The sequence below is a fragment of the Cupriavidus metallidurans CH34 genome (genome assembly GCF_000196015.1).
GTDB lineage: Bacteria > Pseudomonadota > Gammaproteobacteria > Burkholderiales > Burkholderiaceae > Cupriavidus > Cupriavidus metallidurans.
The window spans coordinates 3,696,522-3,717,309 of the sequence record NC_007973.1 but is presented as its reverse complement, the minus strand read 5'-3'; the positions used below and the strand labels follow the sequence as shown (position 1 = coordinate 3,717,309).

The 20,788-nt window shown below is 65.7% G+C and carries 27 protein-coding genes and 1 tRNA gene; 21 read left to right on the top strand and 7 right to left on the bottom strand.

Going from position 1 to position 20,788, the window contains the following annotated elements; translation table 11 throughout:
• The first annotated feature begins 4 nt into the window (after positions 1-4).
• Positions 5-1,255 carry a M20/M25/M40 family metallo-hydrolase gene (locus RMET_RS17295; protein ID WP_224445415.1) on the top strand — a complete coding sequence of 417 codons (1,251 nt, stop codon included), beginning with the start codon at positions 5-7 and terminating at the stop codon, positions 1,253-1,255.
• 78 nt (positions 1,256-1,333) lie between these two features.
• Here RMET_RS17295 and RMET_RS17290 read toward each other — a convergent pair whose 3' ends face one another.
• Positions 1,334-1,858 carry a MarR family winged helix-turn-helix transcriptional regulator gene (locus RMET_RS17290; protein ID WP_011517873.1) on the bottom strand — a complete coding sequence of 175 codons (525 nt, stop codon included), beginning with the start codon at positions 1,856-1,858 and terminating at the stop codon, positions 1,334-1,336.
• A gap of 59 nt (positions 1,859-1,917) precedes the next feature.
• On the opposite strand from RMET_RS17290, the gene RMET_RS17285 reads away from it, so the two are divergent.
• The 3 genes from RMET_RS17285 to RMET_RS17275 all read left to right on the top strand — a co-directional run bounded on the left by RMET_RS17285 (position 1,918) and on the right by RMET_RS17275 (position 3,519).
• Positions 1,918-2,376, top strand: coding sequence for a carboxymuconolactone decarboxylase family protein (locus RMET_RS17285; protein ID WP_011517872.1), 459 nt, complete (start codon positions 1,918-1,920; stop codon positions 2,374-2,376).
• Positions 2,373-2,822, top strand: coding sequence for a GNAT family N-acetyltransferase (locus RMET_RS17280; protein WP_011517871.1), 450 nt, complete (start codon positions 2,373-2,375; stop codon positions 2,820-2,822). Before RMET_RS17285 ends, RMET_RS17280 begins: the two co-directional genes overlap by 4 nt.
• A gap of 76 nt (positions 2,823-2,898) precedes the next feature.
• Entirely contained in the window at positions 2,899-3,519 is a 621-nt protein-coding gene (locus RMET_RS17275) for an FMN-dependent NADH-azoreductase (protein ID WP_011517870.1), read from the top strand.
• 36 nt (positions 3,520-3,555) lie between these two features.
• Here RMET_RS17275 and RMET_RS17270 read toward each other — a convergent pair whose 3' ends face one another.
• Positions 3,556-4,176, bottom strand: a complete 621-nt coding sequence (locus RMET_RS17270; RefSeq protein WP_011517869.1) for a GNAT family N-acetyltransferase — start codon at positions 4,174-4,176, stop codon at positions 3,556-3,558.
• 142 nt (positions 4,177-4,318) lie between these two features.
• On the opposite strand from RMET_RS17270, the gene arsC reads away from it, so the two are divergent.
• Positions 4,319-4,678: an arsenate reductase (glutaredoxin) gene (gene arsC / locus RMET_RS17265; protein WP_011517868.1), complete on the top strand. Its 360-nt coding sequence runs from the start codon at positions 4,319-4,321 to the stop codon at positions 4,676-4,678.
• Between the two features lie 91 nt (positions 4,679-4,769).
• On the opposite strand, the gene RMET_RS17260 is transcribed toward arsC, so the two are convergent.
• The 3 genes from RMET_RS17260 to RMET_RS17250 form a co-directional block, all read right to left on the bottom strand.
• On the bottom strand, positions 4,770-5,000 hold the full coding sequence (locus RMET_RS17260) for a hypothetical protein (RefSeq protein ID WP_008646132.1): 231 nt from the start codon (positions 4,998-5,000) through the stop codon (positions 4,770-4,772).
• Positions 5,001-5,207: 207 nt separating this feature from the next.
• Entirely contained in the window at positions 5,208-5,855 is a 648-nt protein-coding gene (locus RMET_RS17255; RefSeq protein ID WP_011517867.1) for a 3'-5' exonuclease family protein, read from the bottom strand.
• A gap of 3 nt (positions 5,856-5,858) precedes the next feature.
• On the bottom strand, positions 5,859-6,509 hold the full coding sequence (locus tag RMET_RS17250) for an MBL fold metallo-hydrolase (protein ID WP_017510795.1): 651 nt from the start codon (positions 6,507-6,509) through the stop codon (positions 5,859-5,861).
• Positions 6,510-6,805: 296 nt separating this feature from the next.
• Between RMET_RS17250 and RMET_RS17245 the strand changes: the two genes are divergently transcribed.
• Positions 6,806-7,561: a septal ring lytic transglycosylase RlpA family protein gene (locus RMET_RS17245; RefSeq protein ID WP_011517865.1), complete on the top strand. Its 756-nt coding sequence runs from the start codon at positions 6,806-6,808 to the stop codon at positions 7,559-7,561.
• 84 nt (positions 7,562-7,645) lie between these two features.
• Here the strand turns inward: RMET_RS17245 and rsmI are convergent, their stop codons facing one another.
• Positions 7,646-8,545: a 16S rRNA (cytidine(1402)-2'-O)-methyltransferase gene (rsmI, locus tag RMET_RS17240; RefSeq protein ID WP_011517864.1), complete on the bottom strand. Its 900-nt coding sequence runs from the start codon at positions 8,543-8,545 to the stop codon at positions 7,646-7,648.
• Positions 8,546-8,561: 16 nt separating this feature from the next.
• Between rsmI and RMET_RS17235 the strand changes: the two genes are divergently transcribed.
• The 15 genes from RMET_RS17235 (at position 8,562) to RMET_RS17165 (ending at position 19,609) form a co-directional block, all read left to right on the top strand.
• On the top strand, positions 8,562-9,002 hold the full coding sequence (locus RMET_RS17235) for a YraN family protein (RefSeq protein ID WP_049799762.1): 441 nt from the start codon (positions 8,562-8,564) through the stop codon (positions 9,000-9,002).
• Between the two features lie 30 nt (positions 9,003-9,032).
• Positions 9,033-9,620: a phosphoheptose isomerase gene (locus RMET_RS17230; RefSeq protein ID WP_008646124.1), complete on the top strand. Its 588-nt coding sequence runs from the start codon at positions 9,033-9,035 to the stop codon at positions 9,618-9,620.
• Between the two features lie 154 nt (positions 9,621-9,774).
• Positions 9,775-10,629: a BON domain-containing protein gene (locus tag RMET_RS17225; protein ID WP_011517862.1), complete on the top strand. Its 855-nt coding sequence runs from the start codon at positions 9,775-9,777 to the stop codon at positions 10,627-10,629.
• Positions 10,630-10,634: 5 nt separating this feature from the next.
• Entirely contained in the window at positions 10,635-11,012 is a 378-nt protein-coding gene (locus RMET_RS17220; RefSeq protein WP_011517861.1) for a c-type cytochrome, read from the top strand.
• 3 nt (positions 11,013-11,015) lie between these two features.
• Positions 11,016-12,296 carry an NAD(P)/FAD-dependent oxidoreductase gene (locus tag RMET_RS17215; RefSeq protein ID WP_011517860.1) on the top strand — a complete coding sequence of 427 codons (1,281 nt, stop codon included), beginning with the start codon at positions 11,016-11,018 and terminating at the stop codon, positions 12,294-12,296.
• 150 nt (positions 12,297-12,446) lie between these two features.
• The gene (locus tag RMET_RS17210) at positions 12,447-13,340 is read left to right on the top strand and encodes an O-acetylserine/cysteine exporter (protein ID WP_011517859.1); all 894 of its coding nucleotides are present in this window, start codon (positions 12,447-12,449) and stop codon (positions 13,338-13,340) included.
• 277 nt (positions 13,341-13,617) lie between these two features.
• On the top strand, positions 13,618-13,944 hold the full coding sequence (locus tag RMET_RS17205; RefSeq protein WP_008646439.1) for a c-type cytochrome: 327 nt from the start codon (positions 13,618-13,620) through the stop codon (positions 13,942-13,944).
• A gap of 254 nt (positions 13,945-14,198) precedes the next feature.
• The gene (gene soxY, locus RMET_RS17200) at positions 14,199-14,654 is read left to right on the top strand and encodes a thiosulfate oxidation carrier protein SoxY (RefSeq protein ID WP_011517858.1); all 456 of its coding nucleotides are present in this window, start codon (positions 14,199-14,201) and stop codon (positions 14,652-14,654) included.
• A 63-nt stretch (positions 14,655-14,717) separates the two neighbouring features.
• The gene (gene soxZ / locus RMET_RS17195; RefSeq protein ID WP_008646443.1) at positions 14,718-15,029 is read left to right on the top strand and encodes a thiosulfate oxidation carrier complex protein SoxZ; all 312 of its coding nucleotides are present in this window, start codon (positions 14,718-14,720) and stop codon (positions 15,027-15,029) included.
• A 23-nt stretch (positions 15,030-15,052) separates the two neighbouring features.
• Positions 15,053-15,511, top strand: a complete 459-nt coding sequence (locus RMET_RS17190; protein ID WP_011517857.1) for a DsrE family protein — start codon at positions 15,053-15,055, stop codon at positions 15,509-15,511.
• Positions 15,512-15,653: 142 nt separating this feature from the next.
• Positions 15,654-16,529: a sulfur oxidation c-type cytochrome SoxA gene (gene soxA, locus RMET_RS17185; RefSeq protein ID WP_011517856.1), complete on the top strand. Its 876-nt coding sequence runs from the start codon at positions 15,654-15,656 to the stop codon at positions 16,527-16,529.
• Between the two features lie 11 nt (positions 16,530-16,540).
• Positions 16,541-17,203 carry a sulfur oxidation c-type cytochrome SoxX gene (soxX, locus tag RMET_RS17180; RefSeq protein WP_011517855.1) on the top strand — a complete coding sequence of 221 codons (663 nt, stop codon included), beginning with the start codon at positions 16,541-16,543 and terminating at the stop codon, positions 17,201-17,203.
• A 10-nt stretch (positions 17,204-17,213) separates the two neighbouring features.
• On the top strand, positions 17,214-17,714 hold the full coding sequence (locus RMET_RS17175) for a TlpA disulfide reductase family protein (protein WP_011517854.1): 501 nt from the start codon (positions 17,214-17,216) through the stop codon (positions 17,712-17,714).
• Between the two features lie 27 nt (positions 17,715-17,741).
• A complete protein-coding gene (gene soxB, locus RMET_RS17170; protein WP_011517853.1) occupies positions 17,742-19,466 on the top strand; it encodes a thiosulfohydrolase SoxB in 1,725 nt (574 codons plus the stop codon).
• Between the two features lie 67 nt (positions 19,467-19,533).
• A tRNA-Ala gene (locus tag RMET_RS17165) sits at positions 19,534-19,609 on the top strand.
• 93 nt (positions 19,610-19,702) lie between these two features.
• Here RMET_RS17165 and RMET_RS17160 read toward each other — a convergent pair.
• A complete protein-coding gene (locus tag RMET_RS17160) occupies positions 19,703-20,665 on the bottom strand; it encodes a LysR family transcriptional regulator (RefSeq protein WP_011517852.1) in 963 nt (320 codons plus the stop codon).
• Positions 20,666-20,788 lie beyond the last annotated feature (123 nt).

Here is a 20,788-nt window from a genome sequence, read left to right as displayed (position 1 = left end):
CAACATGAATCCCGTTGAAACCACGCTGACGCAATATATCGACCAACACCGCCCGCAACAGGAAGCGTTCCTGGCCGAGCTGGTCAAGGTGCCGTCGGACAACCCCCCCGGCGATTGCGACGCCCATGGCAAGCGCGCCAAGGAACTGCTCGAAGGGCTGGGATTCAAGGTCGAGGCCCACAAGGTGCCCGAAGACAAGGTCCGTGCAGCCGGCATGATCAGCGCGACCAACCTGCTGGTGCGCAAGACGTTCGGCAACGGTGGACCGACCATCGCGATGAACGCCCACGGTGACGTGGTGCCTCCGGGCCTGGGCTGGACCAAGGACCCGTACGGCGGCGAGATCGCTGACAGCGAACATGGCCCGGTGATGTTCGGCCGTGGCGTGGCCGTGTCGAAGTCGGACTTCGCCACCTACGCCTACGCCGTGCTGGCGCTTCAGGAAGCCGAGAAGCAGGGCGCGAAGCTGAACGGCACCGTCGAACTGCAGTTCACCTATGACGAGGAAACCGGTGGCGACATCGGTCCGAAGTTCCTGCTCGACGAAGGCCTGACCAAGCCCGATTACGCAATCTCGGCCGGCTTCTCGTACGGCATCACGTCGGCCCACAACGGCTGTCTGCACGTGGAAGTCACCGTCAAGGGCAAGCAGGGCCACGCCGCCATGCCGCACACTGGCGTGGACGCGATCGAGGCCGCCACGCACATCCTGCAGGCGATCTACGGCCTGCGGGCCGAACTGGCCACGCGCAAGAGCAAGGTGCTCGGCATCGACACTGCCACGCTGAACGTCGGCCTGATCAAGGGTGGCATCAACACCAACGTGGTGCCTGACCTGGTCACGTTCCGCGTGGACCGCCGCATGATTCCGGAAGAGATCGGTTTCGACGCCGAAGGCGAGCTCCGCGCTGTCGTGGAGAAGGCCGCCAAGGAGCGTCCGGGCATCGAGGTGAAGGTAGAGCGCATCATCCTGGCCGAACCGCTGTCGGAACTGCCGGGCGTGGAGAAGCTGATCGGTGCCCTGAAGCAACGCGCCGAGTCGGTCTTCGGCGTGGAGATTCCGGTGCAGGGCGTGCCGCTCTACACCGACGCTCGCCACTACACGAGCCGTGGCATCCCGACCGTGCTGTACGGCGCCGGCCCGCGCACGCTGATGGAAGCCCGCGGCCACAACTCGGACGAGAACCTGCGTCTGAACGACCTGAACCGTGCCACCAAGGTCGTCGCGCTGGCACTGTCGGACCTGATGGCCTGAACAAGACGCGCCCCCGCGAACTGTAGTACCCCTTGGTTGTGATGATGGCCCGCGAGACACTCGTCCGCGGGCCTTTTTTCATTCGGCGGCGTCTTCGTCCGGCACGGCCAGGCTTACCAGCCATCGCCGCACGATCTGCTCTTCTTCGGCGGTGAGCCCGGCGCGCAGTCGCTTATCGGCCTCCCGCGCGCGTACCTTGCACTCGGCCAGCAATGCCTGCCCGCTCTCCGTCAGCGCGATCGTCTGGATGCGGCCGTGCACCGGATGAGGCTGACGCGCGATCGCGCCCATCTTCTCCAGGTTGTTCATGATCACGCTGACCGTCTGCGGGGTCAGCATCGCCAGCCGCGCGACGTCGGCACCGGAAATGCCGGGGTAGGCGCCGAGCATCGTCAGTACGAAGAACTGCGGCAGGGTCACACCAAGATCGGCCAGCAGGCGTTCCATGTTCAGGCGATTGGCCGCGCTGGCCTGCCGCAGCAGGTACGCCAGATAGCCGCTCTCGCCGCGCTTGCCTTCACCGGGTGCGGGAATCCGAGCCGCTTCCTCCGCGTCTGCCTTCTTCCCTTTGTTTTTCCCTTTGGATGACAGGGTCTTTCCCATAATGTCAGAGCTCTTACATTAATCTTCGAACTCTGACATCTTATCGCAAGGAGCCAGTCATGGATTTCCAGACCTTCACGAAATCGGCGTCCGACGTCTACGCGGCGCTGAGCGGGGTAAGCAAGGCAGTGGAAGCGGCGGGGATGGACAAAGCGCTGACGGAGCTGCTCAAGCTGCGCGTCTCGCAGATCAACGGCTGCGCGTTCTGCCTGCAGTTCCATCTGAACATTGCGCGCAAACTCGATATCGACCCGCGCAAGTTCGACCTGCTGGCCGGCTGGCGCGACGCGGGCATCTACACGGCGCGCGAAGCCGCGGCGCTAGGCTGGGCCGAGGCGCTGACGTCCATGAACGATCCCGCCGCGCGCGATGTGGCCTTCGCCACCGCGCGGACGGTGTTCAGCGAGCAGGAACTGATGTTGCTGGCAGCCGCGATTGCCTCGATCAACGCCTGGAACCGCATTGCGGTCGGCTTGCATTTCGCGCCGCCGCCAGCCTCGCCCGGGGGCCGGCCATGAACGGCGTCACCGCGGAGCAGATCGAGATCCGCGGCATCGATACGCCCGGAGACGTGGCTGCGGCGTTTCCCCTGATGCACCAGTTGCGCCCGCATCTGCAGGACGCGGACGAGCTGGTCACGCGTTGGCAGCGGCAGACCGGCGACGGCTACCGTCTGGTCGGTCTGTGGAACGATGGCCCGTTGGTGGCGCTGGCTGGCTATCGGTACGCGGAAAACCTCGTCTATGGGCCGTACTGCTATGTCGACGATCTGGTCACTGACGCCGCCGCGCGCAGCGGTGGGTACGGCCAGATGCTGATGGACTGGCTGAAGACGAAAGCGCACGCGCAGGGATGCGCGCGGCTGGTGCTGGACACGCCGCTCGACAATGTGCTCGGCCACCGCTTCTACTACCGCAACGGCCTGCTGGCCCGGGCGCTACGGTTCAACTACGTGTTCGACTGAGTGAGTCGATCACTGGCGCCGAATTCATGGGCCGAACTAATGGGCCGAACCACGGGCCGACCATACGCCTCCAGACATGACCACATTGCTACACCTGAACGTCAGCCCGCGCGGCGAGCGATCACACAGCCGCCAGGCTGGGTCCGTCGTACGCGAACGGCTGGCCGCGCATCGCGGACCGCTGACCGTGATCGAACGCGATCTCGGTGCCGAGCCGCTGCCGCCCATCGACGCGGCGTTCACAGACGCGAATCTTGCCGTGGCGGCCGGCGGTGACGAGCAGGCCCCGGCGCTGATGCTCTCCGAGCGCCTGATTGCCGAACTCGAGTCTGCGGACATGGTGCTGATCACCACGCCGATCCACAATTTCACGGTGCCGGCCACGCTCAAGACGTGGATCGACGTGGTCGTGCGGCCGGGGCGGACCTTCCGGAGCACGCCGCAAGGCAAGCAGGGCCTGCTGCGAGACCGCCCGGTGCTGGCCGTGGTGGCCTGCGGCGGCGCGTTTCACGACGGGCCCGGCAGTCAGCAGGATTTCTTCACGCCATACCTGAAGTACGTGCTGGGGACGATTGGCCTGTCGCGCGTCGAGGTTCTGCGCATGGAGAACATGAATCGCGGCTCCGACCCGGTGGCGCGCAGCTTTGACCACCTTCGCGCCTGGTGCGAAGCCGCCGTGCCCGCGATGGTGGACTGATGTGGACTGACGCCGCAAAGGCGACCGGTCAGTCAATCAGTCGGGGATCGTCGCGTCTCCGACGCCAAGCGGGCGCTGCATCAGCAGGGTGTCGATCCACTGACCGTGCTTGAGACCGACCGATTCCAGCCGCCCGACGGTACGGAATCCCAGCCGCTCGTGCACGGCCACGGAACCGGCGCCCTCACCGGACGCGGTCAGCGCCACCACGGCCACCATCTGACGCCACGGCCCGGTCTCGCAGCGCGTGATCAGTTCGGCCAGCAGCGCGCGGCCCAGCCCTTCGCCGGTATGGCGATGGTCGATATAGATCGAGTCCTCGATGGCGAAGCGGTAGGCGCTGCGAGCGCGATAACTCGACGCATAGGCATAGCCAAGGATCTCGCCATCGCGTTCGGCGACGATATACGGCAGGCCCTTCTTGAGGACCTCGCCGAACCGGTGCCGCATCTCGTCGACGGTCGGCGCCACTTCCTCGAACGAGGCGCGGCCGTGTTGCACGTGGTGGGCGTAGATGGCGTGGATCGCCGGGACGTCGTCAGTGGTGGCGTCGCGCAGCCGGTAAGGCTTGCGCGCGATGGTGGGGAGGGCGGACACGTTGGATTCCGAAGGAGATTCTGAGGGGTCAATCTGCCATGGCACGTCGTCGCTGGCCATGGTTCAGCGATAGGCCGGGTCGCGCATAATGCGTGCCAGCCAGCAATCGTTGCCTGGCCGTTGCCTGTCCGTTGCCGCGTGCGGTTGTATATAGTGCGGGTAGTTCAACACAGACTGCCGGAACAGGCCGAAGGAAGCCGTCATGATCACGATCTACCATAACCCCCGCTGCTCGAAATCGCGCGAAACGCTCGCGCTGGTCGAATCGGCAGCGCAGCGCCTGGGCGAACCGGTGGAGATCGTGGAATACCTCAAGACGCCGCCGTCGCTCGCCACGCTGCGCCAGCTCCACACGATGCTGGGCGTGCCGGTGCGCGCCATGATCCGCGATGGCGAAAGCGCCTACAAGGAGCTGGATCTTGCCGATCCCGGCCTGACCGACGCCGAACTGCTGGCCGCCGTGGCCGACAACCCGATTCTGCTGCAGCGACCGGTGGTGGTCCGCAACCGCCGCGCGGCGATCGGGCGTCCGCCGGAGAACGTGGCCCAACTGCTGGGTTGAGCGCCAGTTTTCCACCCCTGAAATAGAACCGGCCCCCACCAGAGGTGGAGGCCGGCCGGTCAGACAGGGAGTGTGCTTCAGACGGGGCCGTTCAATTGACGCCCAGCCAGTGCATGACCTCCTGACCGAAAGAGATTCCTGCCAGGACGACCAACAGCACGACCGCCGTGACCGCGCTCACGTAGATCGTCGCCTGGGCGACTTCCGCATCTTCCGTGACGGAATGGTAGTGCGTGACGATATCGGTATGCGCACCAGGACGGTGCGGCCAGTGCAACCGGCCGGAAAGATCCTTGAGATGAAGATCGGGATGGAATCGCATGGCCACACCTCCTCGGCGCACCGTCAGGGATCGCTGGCGGGCACAGGCGGCGCGAACGCTCACGCCACCTCACGCCACCAATTGCACGCTTCTACTATAGGTGACGTTTGCCATGCTATCGATGCGGCATGGATCGAACAGGTGTTGGTTGCCGCACCAAGGCGGTGCGCCTGTTCGGCCTCAAATGCACCGAAAGCGATCCAACATTCACACTGCGGGTTTGGGATCGCTTTCCGGTGTGTCCGCCGCCGGGGGCAGGGCAGCCAGGGCGGCTTCCCGTGCGCGCAGTTCGGTCAGCATGTTGCAGAACAGCGCCCCTTGCTCGAGCGCGTCGTCGAGCGCCACGTGCGTATGGGGCAGCGGATCGTGCCAATGGGCGGGAAAGGCCGCCTTGACCGCTTTACGGTAGGGCAGCCCGGTCAGCGCGAAGCCGACGGTCTTGATGTCGAGCGCGGCCCAGCCGAAGGGTGACCGGCCTACGAACCGCATCATGTACCAGAACACCCATGTGAAATCGAAGCCGGCTGGGAACGCGACGAACACCGGCTTGCCGGGCAGGCTTTCGACCCATTCGACGTAACGCGGCATGGCGTCCTCGGGACGCTGCAGGTCACGCCGGCACGCCGCCCAGGCTTCGGGCTGCGTTTTCCACCATTGCATCTGTACAGGATGACCGGCCGCGCCGGGCAAGGTCTCCAGGTTCGCGGAGAACGTGCCGACAACAGTCTTGTCTGCCAGCATCGCCACCGATGCGAAAGACAGCATCGAATGTGGGCCCGGGATCGGGCCGTCGGCCTCCACGTCGGTACTGACGTAGATCTCGGGACGCGTGTCCGGCGCCTGTTTTTTCGCCATGGGTCAGGCCACGTCGATCAGGTGATCGGCCACGAACGGATTGTTGCGACGCTCCTCGCCGAACGTGGAGACCGGGCCGTGACCCGGCACGAACGTCACGTCGTCACCCAACGGCCAGAGCCGGGTGCGGATCGAGCGGATCAGATCCGCGTGGTTGCCGCGCGGGAAGTCGGTGCGCCCGATCGAGCCGGCGAACAACACATCGCCGACGATGGCGAGCTTGTTGGGGCGCGAGAAAAACACAACGTGGCCCGGCGTATGGCCCGGGCAGTGATAGACCTCGAGCGTCTCGTTGCCAAACGTGACCGTGTCGCCGTTCTCGAGCCAGCGGTCCGGCTCGAAAGCCTCGGGATGCCCAAAGCCGAATCGCCGCGTCTGCTCGGGCAGCTGCTCGATCCAGAAGCGTTCCTCCTGCTGCGGCCCCTCGATCGGAATGCCGAGCTGGCGCGATAGCGTCGCGGCGCCGGCGCAGTGATCGACGTGCCCGTGCGTCAGAAAGATCTTCTCCAGCGTGACGCCTTGCTCCTTGACCGCCGAGAGGATGCGGTCGAGATCGCCACCGGGATCGCAAACGGCCGCGCGCTGCGTGGTCTCGTCGATCAGTAGCGAACAGTTTTGCTGGAAGGGCGTGACGGGGATCAGGAGGGCTTTCATTTGTGCTTGTTGCGGCATATTTTGAGGCTGGACACCGGCCTCGGCAGGTGAGTCATTGTAGCCGCGTCATGCGTGCGTCATCGCTCGGTCATCGACCCCGATACGTGCGATGCCACACAGAAAGTGCAGCATAAGCCGTGCACGCTCCATCAAGAACCCGCCCCGGGGTATCCGGCGCAATCCCTTGCCACGCCGTGGATTGCGGGGAATTGACACCAGTTTAAGCACCTTTTGCTTAAGTTTCGTAACAAAATCAAGGCACTAGCTTCAATACGACTCTGTTAGACTGCGCGCCTATGTTTAGCCAGCCCGCACTCCGCCCGGAGTCCGTGCGCACGATAGCGCCCGGCTCCACACGCTTCCTTCGTCAATGCGCGATCATCGTATCGGCGTTGGTGATGGCCGCGTGCGCGACGCCGCCGGGCGGCGACACCGAGAACGCATCGACGCAAGGCGCGATCCCGACCAAGTCCGCACGGTCGAAGTCCGGCACGAACGCGCCGGCGACGGCCAAGTCCGACGATCGCGGTAGCTGGAACCTGTTCGGCCTCGATGAAGGCGCGCCGGCGCAATCGTCGATCGACGGCCTGCGCGCGGACATGGGTACGTTCGAGCAGCGTGGCACGGCATCCTGGTACGGCAAGGGCTTTCACGGCCGCAAGACCGCCAATGGCGAACGCTTCGACATGCGCGCCATGACGGCGGCTCACCCGACCCTGCCGCTAGACAGCTGGGTGCTGGTGCGCAATCTCAGCAACAACAAGGTGGCCGTGGTGCGGATCAACGACCGTGGCCCCTATCATGGCAACCGGATCCTCGACCTGTCGTACGCGGCAGCCAAGCGCCTGAGCTTCGTCAATAGTGGCTCGACCAAGGTGGAAATCCGCCGGCTGTCCCGCACCGAAGTGGCGGCCCTGGGCCCCGAGATCGAGGCGGGTGGCACCGAGGCCGGCGATGGCAGCGGCGCCGACGAGATGCCGGATACCGCCAATGCGCTGGTGCCGACGAAGTCGAAGGCCAGGAAGTCCACGGTCAAGCGCAAGCGCCCCTGATCCGCGATGCAGGCCGGCCGGATCGATCCTCTCGCTCCCCGCTCAACCGCCCGCCTGCAGCCCCCCTCCCAATTCAGATTTTTCTCACTCAGCACGCTGCGCGAGCGCGAGCTGGTAGAGCGCATCCGTCTTCGCGCCGGTGATCGCGGCCGCCAGTTTGGCTGCGCGCTTGGCTGGCAGCTCGGCCAGCAGCAGCTTCAGCACGCGCACCGCTTCCGCATCGGGCGCATCTTCATCGCCCGCTTCCGCCCGACGCACACCTTCCACGACCAGCACGAACTCGCCCTTGCCGCGCGCAGCTTCGCTCGCAAGCCAGGCTGGGGCTTCCGCCACGGTCAGGACGGGCGTCTCCTCGAACAGCTTGGTCAGTTCGCGCCCGATCAGCAGGCGGCGCGTGCCGGGCAGGGCGGCCGCCAGCGCGGCCAGCGTGTCGGCAATGCGGTGCGGTGCTTCGTAAAGGACCCAGGCGTGGTCGAGCACAGCCAGCCGGGCGATCTCGTCCGCGCGGGCCTTGGGCTTGCCCGGCAGGAATCCGACAAACGTGAAACGGCCTTCGCCAGCCTCGAGCATGTCGCCTGCGACGGACAGCGCCGTGACCGCGGCGCTCGGCCCCGGCAACGGCACCACGCCGAGTCCGGCCGCGCGCACGGCTTCCACCAGCCGAGCGCCCGGGTCAGAAATACCCGGCGTGCCGGCATCGGACACATAGGCGATCCGTTCCCCGGCCCGCAGGCGTTCCACGATACGGACGGCGGCCTCGCGCTCGTTGTGCTCGTGCACGGCGACCAGCGGCCGCTGCAGCCCCACGCGGGTCAGCAGTTGCCCGGTGTTGCGCGTGTCTTCACAGGCGATTGCGTCGGCCAGGCCGAGCACGTGCAGCGCGCGCAGGGACAGGTCGGCGACGTTGCCGATCGGCGTGGCCACCACGTACAGCGTGCCCGGTGGGTAGGTCTGACCGCTTGCCAGCAGGGTCCAGTCACTCATGCTTGGAGAACTTCCGTTGATTCGCTCATTCAAAACCACCACGCCATCCGCGTTGCCGGCGCGGCCGGCATCGTCCACGACGCGGCAAGGCGCGCTGGCCGAGGATCGCGCGCTTGCCTACCTGCAGCGGCAGGGTCTGGTGGCGGTCGAACGCAATTATCGCTGCAAAGGCGGCGAGATTGACCTGATCATGCGCGCTGCTGACGATACGCTGGTTTTCGTCGAGGTGCGCAAGCGCGGCGGACGCGGGTTTGGCGGCGCGGCGGCAAGCATTACGCTGACCAAGCAGCGGCGCGTGCTGCGCGCGGCCAGTCATTACCTTGCCACGCTGGACCGGCTGCCGCCATGCCGGGTGGACGTGGTGGCGCTGGACCCGGGCCGGCTCGAATGGCTGCGGAACGCGTTCGACCTCGGGGCGCTGGATTCCGAGGGCGGCGGCGAGGGGCCTGCGTCATAATGCGCGGGATTGTGCAGAAGTCATCAAGCCATGAGTATTGAAAGTATCGAGCAGCAATTCCTGGACAGTGCCGAGACCAAGCGGATGGCCGCCACGCTGATGGCGCCTCACATTGACGCCGCCGTGGAGCGGATGGTCGCGGCCCTGACCAGCGGCAACAAGATCCTGGCCTGCGGCAACGGCGGCTCGGCCGCGGACGCCCAGCATTTCGCGGCCGAACTGGTTGGCCGGTTCGAGCGCGAGCGCCCGGGCCTGGCGGCCATCGCCCTGACCACGGACAGTTCGATCCTGACGGCGATTGGCAACGACTACGATTTTTCGGTGGTGTTCTCCAAGCAGGTGGAAGCCCTGGGCCAGCCCGGCGACATCCTGCTGGCGCTCTCCACTTCGGGCAATTCGGCCAACGTGATCGCGGCCATCCACGCCGCGCACCAGCGCGACATGAGCGTGGTGGCGCTGACCGGCAAGGGTGGCGGCAAGATCGCCACGGTGCTGGACGAATTCGACATTGACCTGTGCGTGCCGAGCGATCGGACCGCGCGGATCCAGGAAGTGCATCTGCTGACACTGCATTGCCTCTGCGACGGTATCGACGAGGCACTGCTGGGTGAGGCATAAGGACCACGCCAGTGGACGCCCGCGAGTTATCCCGGGTTATTCACAGGCCTGCCCACAACGTATCCACAGGTTTTGCGGCGTCATCCACAGTGATATCCACAGCCGCGCAACCGCCCTGCAAACCGCTGCAACCTGATTTCCTGCAAAGGACCGCATGACGAACGTGACCAAGACTAACCAGAAGAAGACTTCCCCGGCCCGTATCGCACGCACGGCCGTCACCGTGGCCGCACTGATCGTGTCGGCCACGCAGCTCGCCGGCTGCTTCCCGGTGCTGGCCGGCGCGGTCGGTACCGGCGTGGTGATGGCCACCGACCGCCGGCCCACGGGCACGCAGACGATCGACCGTGGCCTGCAGATGGAAATCGACAGCACGCTGAGCTCGCGCTTCAGCGGCGACAAGGCCCGCGTGGAGGCGGCGGTGTTCAACCGCAAGGTGCTGCTGGTGGGCGAAGTCAGCAATGCCGACGTCAAGCAGCAGGTCGAACAGTACGTGCGCGGCCTGCAGAACACGCGTGACGTGGTGAACGAACTCCAGGTCACGGCCTCGCCGGGCTTCATGACGCGCAGCAATGACGCGTACCTGACCAGCAAGGTCAAGACGCTGATGGTGACCGCCGAGGGCGTTCCCGCCAATTCGATCAAGGTTACGACGGATAAGGGCGTGGTCTATCTGCTGGGCATCGTGACCAATGCCGAAGGCGACAAGGCCACGGACGTGGCCCGCAACTCCAGCGGCGTGCAGAAGGTGGTCAAGGCGTTCGACTACATCAGCGAATCCGAGCGCGCCCGTCTGGATGCATTGGGTAGCTCGCAGAACGGCAACACCGGCAGCGAAGCGGTGGGTACGCCGGCGCCGGTCCAGTCGGTGCCGGGTAGCGCACCCAACGCCCCCGTGAACTCCGACGCGCCCGCGTCGATGGGCACGTCCGGTGGCGCGACCACGAGCCCTGTGGCCGCGCCGGTCTCGTCGCCGGTGGCGCTGCCGCCGGGCCGCAACCTGCCGTAAGCGACATGACGCTCGCGCCGCGGTACCTGAGGGGCGTCGTGGCGGGTTTCTGCGTGGCGCCGTCGCTGGCGCTCGCGCAGCCGGCTTCGGCACCCGCCGGGCCGGCCGAAGCCGGCAAGCTGACCGTGGAGGCGCAGGCGGCCCGCACGATGCAGGCGCGCAATCTCGCCGCGTCCTGCGCGGTCTGCCACGGCACGGACGGCAAGCCGCCCGCGGACGGTCCGATTCCGCGACTGGCGGGCCGGCAGCAGGCCGATCTCGTCGAGCTGATGTTCAATTTCAAGAACGGCAAGCGCTCCGGGACCGTGATGCCGCAAATCGCCAAGGGCTATAGCGACGCGCAGATCCTCGCGATGGCCGCGTGGTTCGCCGACCAGAAATAGCCCATGCAAAGACGCTCTGTCCTACAGGCCGCCCTGGCCGGTGTCGCGGCCACCACGCTCGGCATGTTGACGCCGCGTCAGGCGCGCGCAGCAACCGCAGCGAAGGTCGTGGTGGTCGGCGGTGGCTTTGGCGGTGCCACGGCCGCACGCTACCTGCGCACCTGGAGTCACGGTGCTGTCGACGTCACGCTGATCGAGCCCGACGAGGCGTTTGTGTCCTGCCCGCTGTCGAATCTCGTTGTCGCCGGCTATCGCCAGATGGCCGACATCACGCTGCCCTACGACACGCTGGTGAGTCGTCACGGCGTGAAGCACGTGCGCGACACGGTCACGGCGATCGACCCGGCGGCACGCACTGTCCGGGTGGCGGGCGGAGGGACGCTGCCGTATGACCGCCTGATCCTGTCCCCCGGCGTGGAGATGCAGTCCAGCGCGATCCCAGGTCTGGCACGTCCTGGCGGGGATCAGATCGTGCACGCCTGGAAGGCCGGTCCGCAGACCGACGTGCTGCGCCGCCAGCTCGCGGCGATGCCCGATGGCGGTACGTTCGCGATCACGATCCCGCTGGCGCCGTATCGTTGCCCACCCGGGCCGTACGAGCGGGCCTGCCTGGTTGCCGACTATCTCAAGCAACACAAGCCGCGCAGCAAGGTGCTCGTGCTCGACGCGAACCCGGACATCACGTCGAAGGGCGCGTTGTTCCGCAAGGTCTGGGAGACACGCTACAAGGGGATGATCGAGTACCGGCCGCAGTTCGAGACCGTCGATGTCGATCCGGCCACACGCACGATCCGCTTTGACGTGCAGGACGACGAGCGGGCCGACGTCATCAACCTGCTGCCACCGCAGCGCGCCGGCGCCATCGCCGTGGCCAGCGGTCTGGCGACGGCCAACGGCCGCTGGTGCGAGGTCGACTTCCTGACCATGGCGTCGACCGTGGCGCCTGACATCCACGTCCTTGGCGACGCCGTCCAGATCGCGCCGCTGATGCCCAAGTCCGGCACGATGGCCAATCAGCACGGCAAGGTGGCCGCCGCCGCGATCCTGCGGCTGCTGGCCGGTCAGGATCCGGACCCGGAGCCGGTCTACACCAACACCTGCTACAGCTTCACGTCGTCGAACGAGGCCATCCACGTGGCCAGCGTGCATCGCTACGATGCCGGCGAGAAAACCATGCTGACCGTGCCGGGGTCCGGCGGGCTGTCCGTCGCGCCAAGCAGGCGGGAAGGTGAGTACGGACTTGCCTGGGCCCACAGCATCTGGGCCGACATGCTGGGCGCCTGACTCACTGACAGAGTGCCGGCTGCCCCACACGCCCCGCTCACCCTACACGCCGCAAAACCGCAGGATCGTGCAACGCCGCGCCGCCACGGGCTGATACGCTAGCCGTGCCGGTCATCCCGCCCCCAGGGATGCGGCGATCCCTCTTCGATCATGCAAGCCAAAGACCGTCTGCTTGCCCTGGCCATCATCGTGGTCTGGGGCGTCAATTTCGTCGTCATCAAGGTCGGCCTCGTCGGCGTGCCGCCAATGCTGCTGGGCGCGCTGCGCTTCTGCCTGGTGGCGTTTCCGGCTGTTTTCTTTATCCCTCGGCCACGCATTCCGCTGCGGATGCTGGTGGCCTACGGCGCCACCATCAGCCTTGGGCAGTTCGTGTTCCTGTTCTACGCGATGGCCGTCGGGATGCCGGCGGGGCTGGCATCGCTGGTGCTGCAGTCGCAGGTGTTCTTCACCGTGGCCATCGCCGGGTTCTGGCTTGGCGAGCCGGTGCGCTGGCACAACATCGCTGGCATGGCCATCGCCGCCTGCGGGCTCGCCCTGATCGGCAGCGGCGCCGCTCACGGCCCGGGCGGCATGACGCTGGCCGGCTTCCTGCTGACGCTGTGCGCCGCCCTGTGCTGGGCCACGGGCAACATCGTCAGCAAGAAGATTGGGCCGGTGGATCTGCTGGGCCTGGTGGTGTGGGGCGCGCTGATCCCGATCGTGCCGTTCGCGCTGCTGTCGCTCTGGTTCGAGGGCCCGGCCCGGATGACGCAGGCGCTGACCAATATCTCCGGCATGGGTGTGTTCGCGGTCTGCTACCTGGCGTTCTGCGCCACGCTGTTCGGCTACACGATGTGGGGCCGCCTGCTGACGCGCTACGCGGCCAGCAAGGTGGCGCCGCTGACGCTGCTGGTGCCGGTGGTCGGCCTGGTCTCCGCACACCTGCTGCTGGGCGAAGCATTGGCGCTGACACAATGGGCTGGCGCCCTGGTGGTAATGGCCGGACTGCTACTCAACGTGTTCGGCGGGCGGCTGTGGGCCGGTCGGATGCTCGCTGGGCGATGATTTCGAGGGTTAACCCGTATATTTAGCCGCCGTTCCCGCATTTTTGCGCATATGGATATCACGTGCGAATCCGTATCGTTGCCGCATCTTGAGGCAAAATAGCGGACTGGCCGCAACCCGCCCGAGACGCTCTCACCGATCACCCGAGAGGCCCGGAGGCCCAGAGGCCCGAAAGAAGGCCCGCCCAACGGCGGCCAGCGCGTGCCGCGCCGCGGGATCGCCCCCCCAAGCGCGTCCTTGCCGTCCCCACGGCTCAATCAGTTTGGAGCACAACAACATGAAGCAGTTTGTCATCGCCGCCGCTCTCCTGGCCGCCGCCGCATCCGCGCACGCCGTGGATGCCGCCAAGGCCCAGGAAATCGCCAACAAGAACGCCTGCATGGGCTGCCACCAGGTCGACAAGAAGCTGGTCGGCCCGGCGTACAAGGACGTGGCAGCCAAGTACAAGGGCGACAAGACCGCCCTGGCGAAGCTGACCGCGAAGGTCAAGAACGGTGGTTCGGGCGTCTGGGGTCCGGTGCCGATGCCGGCTAACGCCGCTGTCAGCGATGCCGACCTGAAGACGGTCGTGGAGTGGGTGCTGGCTGGCGCCCCGGCCAAGTAAGCGCCGCGACGTCCGCGCGGGCCGTCCGATGTTCCGGCGGCCCGTGCCATTTCTGGCGGTAGGACATCCATCGTGATGACCGGCGAAATACCAAAGCAATGCCGGCGCACTGTTCGCAAGAAGTCGTTTCAGAATGAAGCGAAGCAGTTCTGGCCAGCCACGCGGCTGCAGACAGTGGAGCGAGCGCCAGAATCATTTTGAAACGGCTTCCAGGGAAACCGGGTAAGCAAGGCAAGTACAGGAAATACAGCAACATGAATGCGAAACGACGAGACGTGCTACGGATGACCGCTGTGCTGTCGCTGATGGCCGCCACCGGCCTGATCAGCGAGGCGCAGGCCGCGGAGTGGAACAAGACGGCCTTCGACGGCAAGAGCGTGGCCGACGTGATCAAGGCGCTGGGCGGCAGCGGTACCGAGAAGAGCTCGGCCATCACCTTCATCGCACCTGACATCGCCGAGAACGGTGCCGTGGTGCCGGTGGCCGTGACCAGCAACATCCCCGATACCGAGCAGATCGCTATCCTGGTGGAAAAGAACCCGAACACGCTGGCCGCCGATTTCACGATTCCGGCCGGCACCGAGCCGTTCGTCTCCACGCGCGTGAAGATGGGCCAGACCTCGGTCGTCCACGCCGCGGTCAAGGCCGGCGGCAAGTGGTACGTGGCATCGAAGGAAATCAAGGTCACGCTGGGCGGCTGCGGCGGCTGACGCCCCATCGTTCAGACGAGAACACGGACCAGATTTCCAGATTACTGCTGACAGGAGAAGCACATGGCAGACCCGATGCGCGTTCGCGCCACCGAAAACGGCGGCGTGGTTGACGTCAAGATTCTGATGAAGCACGACATGGAGACCGGCCAGCGCAAGGACGCTTCCGGCAAGACGATTCCGGCCTGGCATATCCAGACCGTGATCGCCACGTGCAAGGGCAAGGAAGTGTTCCACGCCCAGTTCGGCCCGGCCGTATCGAAGGATCCGTTCCTGAATTTCAAGTTCAAGGGCGGTGCCAAGGGCGACAAGGTCACTGTGACCTGGGTCGACAACCGCGGCGACAAGCGTACCGACGAAGCCACCATCGCCTGACCAGGGCGAAGCGAGGAAGCACCATGCGGCGAGCATTCTTTCGGGCCACGGCGGCGCTGGCCGCCATCGGCCTCACCGCCAAGGCAGCGGCACAGGAGAAGGCGTCCATGCCTATCCTGGGCAAGGGCCGCGTCAAGGTCGTCTATCAGTTGTCAGAGGGCATCGATCAGGCCGTGCGTGCCATGGCCAATCTGCGCAATCACCTGAACGCCGCGCCGGATACGAAGATCGTCGTCGTAGCGTTTGGCTACGGCATCGACTTCCTGGTGGAAGGCGCCAAGGATTCGCGCGGCAACACGTTCGAAGCCCCGGTGGCTGCGCTGGCGTCGTCGGGCGTGGAGTTTCGCGTTTGCCACAACACGCTTGCCGCCCGCCACATTTCCGAGCAGAACCTGCTGATGGATGCCAAGGTGGTGCCCGCCGGTGTGGTGGAAGTGGCACGCCTGCAGTTCAACGAAGGCTACGCTTACCTCAAGCCCTGATGTGTCCGCGAGGCGTTCGCCGCTGCAAGCGCGAGCGCCGAGCGCGATTTCCGGAAGTCCGGCCATGAGCCCCTGGGCCGGACCCGCATAGCAAGCCGTCCGCCGCCCGACCATGTGGCGAGATGGCGAGGAGAACGCCCCGATGGTTTCCCCGCGCAATACCCGCAGCAATACCCGCCGCAGTCCCCGCCGCACCTACCGCGCCGCTCCTGCCGTTCTGGCCGTGGCCGCCGCCGTCACGGCGATCGCCACCACGCTCTCCGCGCCCGCGCTGGCGCAGGGCAGCACCGCCGAAGAACTCGCCAAGTACCGTCAGATGCTGGCCGAAGGCAATCCCGCGGAACTATGGGAAGCCGCCGGCGAGGAACTGTGGAAAAAGCCGGCCGGCCCGAAGAACGTCTCGCTCGAACAGTGCGACCTGGGCAAGGGCCCGGGCGTGACCAAGGGCGCTTACGCCGAACTGCCGCGCTACTTCAAGGACACCAACAAGGTCATGGACCTGGAGCAGCGCCTGGCTTACTGCCGCGTGACGTTGCAGGGCCTGACACAGGAAGAAGCGACGAAGAACCCGTTCTCGTCGCAGGGCAAGCCGTCCGACATCGAACGCCTGGCTGCCTACCTGACCGGCGAGTCGCGCGGCGTGAAGATGAACGTCCAGCTCACGCACCCCGAGGAAAAGCGGGTCTACGCGCTGGGCGAGAAGATGTTCTTCTATCGCGGCGGCGCATATGACTTCGCCTGCGCCACCTGCCATGCCGTGGATGGCCAGCGCATCCGCCTGCAAGACCTCCCGAACCTGCTGACGTCGAAGGGTGCCGAGGCCGCGTACACCACGTGGCCCGCCTACCGCGTCTCGCAGGGCGAGGTCCGCACGATGCAGCACCGACTTTACGACTGCCTGCGCCAGCAGCGCTTCCCCGAACCGGCCTATGGTTCCGACGTGATTACCGCCCTGACGATGTTCCTGGCGAAGAACGCCAACGGCGGCACGTACGACGGCCCGAACATGAAGCGCTAGGAGACCACGACATGAACAAACTCCATACGATGGCGCTGGTCGCCATGGTGGCGCTCTCGGCTGCCGGCACGCAGGCGCTGGCGCAGACGGCGGCAAAGGGTACGACGAAGGGCGCGACCACAAAGGTCACCGACGCCGACGTGCGCCAGATGATCGAATCGTCCTTCACGTCCAAGGGACCCGCCACGGTCGAGGGTGTGCTGAACCAGGACGCCACGCAGAAGGCGTGCAGCCAGTACCCAGATCGCAGCAAGGTGCCGGCCGCCGTGGCGAAGAAGGTGGAAGCCGCCGAGCTGAAGCAGGTGAAGTATCCCGCTGACAACAACTGGCTCGGCGACTGGAAGGAAGGCGAGAAGATCGCGCAGAACGGCCGGGGCATGCAGTTCACCGACGCGGTGGGCGGCACCAACGGCGGCAACTGCTACGCCTGCCACCAGCTGACCAAGGCCGAGATCTCGTTCGGCAATATCGGGCCGTCGCTCTACCAGTACGGAAAGCTGCGCGGCAACTCGCAGGAAGTGGTTCGCTACACGTGGGGCAAGATCTGGGATTCGAACGCGTTCAGCGCCTGCTCCAACATGCCGCGCTTCGGCCACAAGGGCATCCTGACCGAGCAGCAGATCCGCGACGTGATGGCGCTGTTGCTCGATCCGGCATCGCCGGTCAATCAGTAAGGGGCGCATGATGCGGGCTCGGCGCGGCGTGGTCGCATGGATGCTCGCGCTGGTCGCGGCGTTTGGCGCGGCAGCGCAGTTGGCTCAGGCCGCGGAAGTCGGCGACGTGATCCACCTGCCCGACGTGAAGCTGCTCGACGGCCGCACCGTACCTGCCTCGCAGTGGGCCGGCAAGCCGCTGGTCGTCGAGATCTGGGCATCGTGGTGTCCGTTCTGCGCGCTGCAGAACCCGCGCCTGCAGGCCCTGTACGACAAGACGCGCGGCACACCGCTGCAGGTGCTGACGATCAGCATCGACAAGCACCCGCATGAAGCAGTGGCGTACCTGAAACAGCGCGGCTACACCTTCCCCGCGACGATGGATTCCGATGCCCTGCGCCACGCCTTCGGCAAGCGCAAGGGGCTGCCGGAACTGTACGTGCTGGACGGGCAGGGCCGCGTGGTGCAGAAGGAAGTGGGCGAGATGCTCGACGATGACGTCGCCGCCCTGGCGCGCTATGGCAAACGCTGAGCGCGCACGACTCGGACGGAAATCAGTATGAATCGACGCGAGTTCCTGCAGGTGCTGGCGGTGGCCGGCGCCGGCGGCATGGCTTTCCCGGGCGGCGACGCACAGGCCGCGCGCGCCGCGCAACAGTTCTACGACGTGCCGCGCTTCGGCAACGTCCACCTGCTGCACTTCACCGATTGCCACGCACAACTGCGCCCGGTGCATTTTCGCGAACCCAGTGTGAACCTCGGCGTGGCGGAGTGGGCAGGCAAGCCGCCGCATCTGGTGGGCAAGGCCTTTCTGCGCGAGTACGGCATCCGCCCCGGCACCCCCGAAGCGCACGCGTTCACCAGCCTCGATTTCACCGAAGCCGCGCGCCGCTACGGCAAGGTGGGCGGGTTTTCCCATCTCTCTACGCTGATCCAGCGCATGAAGGCCAGCCGGCCCGGTGCGTTGCTGCTCGATGGCGGCGATACCTGGCAGGGCTCGGCCACGGCGCTGTGGACCAAGGGCCAGGACATGGTCGACGCGGCGCTGCAACTGGGCGTTGACGTGATGACGCCGCACTGGGAAATGACGCTCGGCGCCGAGCGCGTGAAGCAGATCGTCGACAACGACTTCAAGGGCCGCGTCTCGTTCCTGGCGCAGAACATCAAGACCAACGACTTCGGCGATCCGGTCTTCGACCCGTACGTGATCCGCGACATGAACGGCGTGGCCGTAGCGATCATCGGGCAGGCCTTCCCGTACACGCCGATCGCCAATCCGCGCTACTTCGTGCCGGACTGGACCTTCGGCATCCAGGAAGAAAACCTCCAACAGGTGATCGACGATGCGCGTTCCAAGGGCGCGGAGGTAGTGGTTCTGCTGTCGCACAACGGCATGGACGTCGACCTCAAGCTCGCCTCGCGGGTGCGCGGCCTCGACGCGATCCTCGGCGGCCACACGCATGACGGCGTGCCCAAGCCAGTGCAGGTCAGGAATTCGGGCGGTGTGACGCTGGTGACCAACGCGGGCTCCAACGGCAAGTTCCTCGGCGTGCTCGACTTCGACGTCCGCAACGGCAAGGTGGCCGATTTCCGCTACAAACTGCTGCCGGTCTTTGCGGACTACCTGCCGGCCGACCCCGCGATGGAGGCACTGATCACCAAGGTACGTGCCCCGTACGAGTCCAGGCTCAGCGAGGTACTGGCGATCAACCGCGGCCTGCTGTACCGACGCGGCAACTTCAACGGCACCTTCGACCAGCTCATCCTGGACGGCCTGATGGCCGTGCAGGACGCCGAAATCGCGTTCTCCCCCGGTTTCCGCTGGGGCACCACGCTGCTGCCCGGCGAGAACATCACGATGGAAGCCCTGATGGACCAGACGGCCGTCACGTACCCGTACACGACGGTGACGCCGATGACCGCCGAGACCATCAAGACCATCCTCGAGGACGTGGCCGACAACCTGTTCAACCCCGATCCCTACTACCAGCAGGGCGGCGACATGGTGCGCGTGGGCGGGCTGCAATACACGATCGACCCCAACCAGCCGATCGGCAAGCGGATCACCGACATGCGGCTGGGCGGCAAGCCGCTGGAAACCGGCAAGACCTACAAGGTGGCCGGCTGGGCGCCGGTATCAGAAGAAGCCCGCCAGGCGGGTGGGGCGCCAATCTGGGATGTGATGGCCCAGTGGCTGCGGACAAACAAGGAAGTCAGCGCTCGCCCACTGAACCTGCCGACCGTGCGCGGCATGAGCGGCAACCCGGGAATAACGACCACCTGACATCGACGCAACGGTTGCGCCAATGCGATTGAAAGGCCGCCTGAAGGCAGCTACAATCATCCGCTACGGGCCGATAGCTCAGCTGGGAGAGCGCTGCGTTCGCAATGCAGAGGTCGGGAGTTCGATCCTCCTTCGGTCCACCAAATGCAAAGGGGCTTGGCAAATTGCCAAGCCCCTTTTTCTTTTTCCGGCATCGAAAAAACACGATACGGCTCACCCTGCCAGGCAGTACCGAGTCAATCTGCGACTTCCCCGATACGTGCCGGCCAACTGCCATCGTCAAGCACGGTTCGCACGGTCTCCGTCAGCAGGTCCAGTACGGCGGACGCGGCGATAGATAGGGGCATGGTGGCAGAGCGGCATAGATAGACCGGGCGCGACACGGCAGGCTGGCAGATGCGCGCGGCCGAGAGTTGGCCCTTTCGCACTTCGGCGCACACCGACGCATACGAAAGAACGGTGCATCCCACGCCGGCAGACGCCAGTGCGATCAGTTCCGGGATGGCGTTGACCTCCGCGAGGATCTGCAGGTCGACGCCCTGGGTCCTCAGGTAGCCATCCAGCAATGCGCGTAGGCCGTGCTCACCGGCTGGCAGGATCATTGGGTATTGATTCAGGTCGCGCAGACGGACAGTGTCGGCCAAGGGCTGCGCCTGCGTGTGACCGTTGGCGAATTGCCCGGGCGGGCCCACCAGCACCAGGTCCTCATCGACGATCTGGTCGAACTGCAGGCCAGAATTGGCATGAGCCCGGAACGTCAGGCCGATGTCGATATGTCCGGATAGCAGATGGCCGGGGATGTAGCCCGTGCTGAGTTCGATAACCTGCAGGCGAACCTTGGGCCATCGCCGGATCACCTCGCGGACGATCGGGACGGTCAGGATCTTGGCCATCGATTGCGGTAGGCCGATGGCAACACTGCCTTCCGGATCGACCATCAGGTCGCGCACGTCCTCACATGCGATGTCGAGGCGCTTCAGGATGTCCCGGGCGTGGATCTCAAAGCGCTGGCCGGCCACGGTCGGCTCCACGCCCTTGTGGCTGCGCATGAACAGCGTGACGCCGAGCGCCTCTTCCAGATGCCGGATTTGCAGGCTCAGGGCCGGCTGGGCGATGTGAAGGGTTTCTGCCGCACGCGAGATGGATCCCGCCGCTGCCACGGCAAGAAAACACTGCATCGCGCGCAAATCGACTGGCATTCCCACAGTTGTCTCCTGTCCTCCGATCTTGCCGGCGCGTCCTGCTCATGCGTCCGGCCGATGATCCAAGGGGTATATGCCGCCACGATAGCCGACATCAAAAAGATATCTTGGACATATATG

What these genes read in the sequence shown, in the direction of transcription:
- RMET_RS17290 (WP_011517873.1), bottom strand. Translation starts at nt 1,858, where the DNA reads ATGGGAAAGACCCTGTCATCCAAAGGGAAAAACAAAGGGAAGAAGGCA.
- RMET_RS17250 (WP_017510795.1), bottom strand. Translation starts at nt 6,509, where the DNA reads ATGAAAGCCCTCCTGATCCCCGTCACGCCCTTCCAGCAAAACTGTTCG.
- RMET_RS17175 (WP_011517854.1), top strand. Translation starts at nt 17,214, where the DNA reads ATGCGGGCTCGGCGCGGCGTGGTCGCATGGATGCTCGCGCTGGTCGCG.
- rsmI (WP_011517864.1), bottom strand. Translation starts at nt 8,545, where the DNA reads ATGAGTGACTGGACCCTGCTGGCAAGCGGTCAGACCTACCCACCGGGC.
- RMET_RS17260 (WP_008646132.1), bottom strand. Translation starts at nt 5,000, where the DNA reads ATGCGATTCCATCCCGATCTTCATCTCAAGGATCTTTCCGGCCGGTTG.
- RMET_RS17285 (WP_011517872.1), top strand. Translation starts at nt 1,918, where the DNA reads ATGGATTTCCAGACCTTCACGAAATCGGCGTCCGACGTCTACGCGGCG.
- arsC (WP_011517868.1), top strand. Translation starts at nt 4,319, where the DNA reads ATGATCACGATCTACCATAACCCCCGCTGCTCGAAATCGCGCGAAACG.
- soxZ (WP_008646443.1), top strand. Translation starts at nt 14,718, where the DNA reads ATGGCAGACCCGATGCGCGTTCGCGCCACCGAAAACGGCGGCGTGGTT.
- RMET_RS17270 (WP_011517869.1), bottom strand. Translation starts at nt 4,176, where the DNA reads ATGGCCAGCGACGACGTGCCATGGCAGATTGACCCCTCAGAATCTCCT.
- RMET_RS17275 (WP_011517870.1), top strand. Translation starts at nt 2,899, where the DNA reads ATGACCACATTGCTACACCTGAACGTCAGCCCGCGCGGCGAGCGATCA.
- soxY (WP_011517858.1), top strand. Translation starts at nt 14,199, where the DNA reads ATGAATGCGAAACGACGAGACGTGCTACGGATGACCGCTGTGCTGTCG.
- RMET_RS17220 (WP_011517861.1), top strand. Translation starts at nt 10,635, where the DNA reads ATGACGCTCGCGCCGCGGTACCTGAGGGGCGTCGTGGCGGGTTTCTGC.
- soxX (WP_011517855.1), top strand. Translation starts at nt 16,541, where the DNA reads ATGAACAAACTCCATACGATGGCGCTGGTCGCCATGGTGGCGCTCTCG.
- RMET_RS17225 (WP_011517862.1), top strand. Translation starts at nt 9,775, where the DNA reads ATGACGAACGTGACCAAGACTAACCAGAAGAAGACTTCCCCGGCCCGT.
- RMET_RS17255 (WP_011517867.1), bottom strand. Translation starts at nt 5,855, where the DNA reads ATGGCGAAAAAACAGGCGCCGGACACGCGTCCCGAGATCTACGTCAGT.
- RMET_RS17205 (WP_008646439.1), top strand. Translation starts at nt 13,618, where the DNA reads ATGAAGCAGTTTGTCATCGCCGCCGCTCTCCTGGCCGCCGCCGCATCC.
- RMET_RS17295 (WP_224445415.1), top strand. Translation starts at nt 5, where the DNA reads ATGAATCCCGTTGAAACCACGCTGACGCAATATATCGACCAACACCGC.
- RMET_RS17230 (WP_008646124.1), top strand. Translation starts at nt 9,033, where the DNA reads ATGAGTATTGAAAGTATCGAGCAGCAATTCCTGGACAGTGCCGAGACC.
- RMET_RS17215 (WP_011517860.1), top strand. Translation starts at nt 11,016, where the DNA reads ATGCAAAGACGCTCTGTCCTACAGGCCGCCCTGGCCGGTGTCGCGGCC.
- soxA (WP_011517856.1), top strand. Translation starts at nt 15,654, where the DNA reads ATGGTTTCCCCGCGCAATACCCGCAGCAATACCCGCCGCAGTCCCCGC.
- soxB (WP_011517853.1), top strand. Translation starts at nt 17,742, where the DNA reads ATGAATCGACGCGAGTTCCTGCAGGTGCTGGCGGTGGCCGGCGCCGGC.
- RMET_RS17190 (WP_011517857.1), top strand. Translation starts at nt 15,053, where the DNA reads ATGCGGCGAGCATTCTTTCGGGCCACGGCGGCGCTGGCCGCCATCGGC.
- RMET_RS17280 (WP_011517871.1), top strand. Translation starts at nt 2,373, where the DNA reads ATGAACGGCGTCACCGCGGAGCAGATCGAGATCCGCGGCATCGATACG.
- RMET_RS17160 (WP_011517852.1), bottom strand. Translation starts at nt 20,665, where the DNA reads ATGCCAGTCGATTTGCGCGCGATGCAGTGTTTTCTTGCCGTGGCAGCG.
- RMET_RS17245 (WP_011517865.1), top strand. Translation starts at nt 6,806, where the DNA reads ATGTTTAGCCAGCCCGCACTCCGCCCGGAGTCCGTGCGCACGATAGCG.
- RMET_RS17210 (WP_011517859.1), top strand. Translation starts at nt 12,447, where the DNA reads ATGCAAGCCAAAGACCGTCTGCTTGCCCTGGCCATCATCGTGGTCTGG.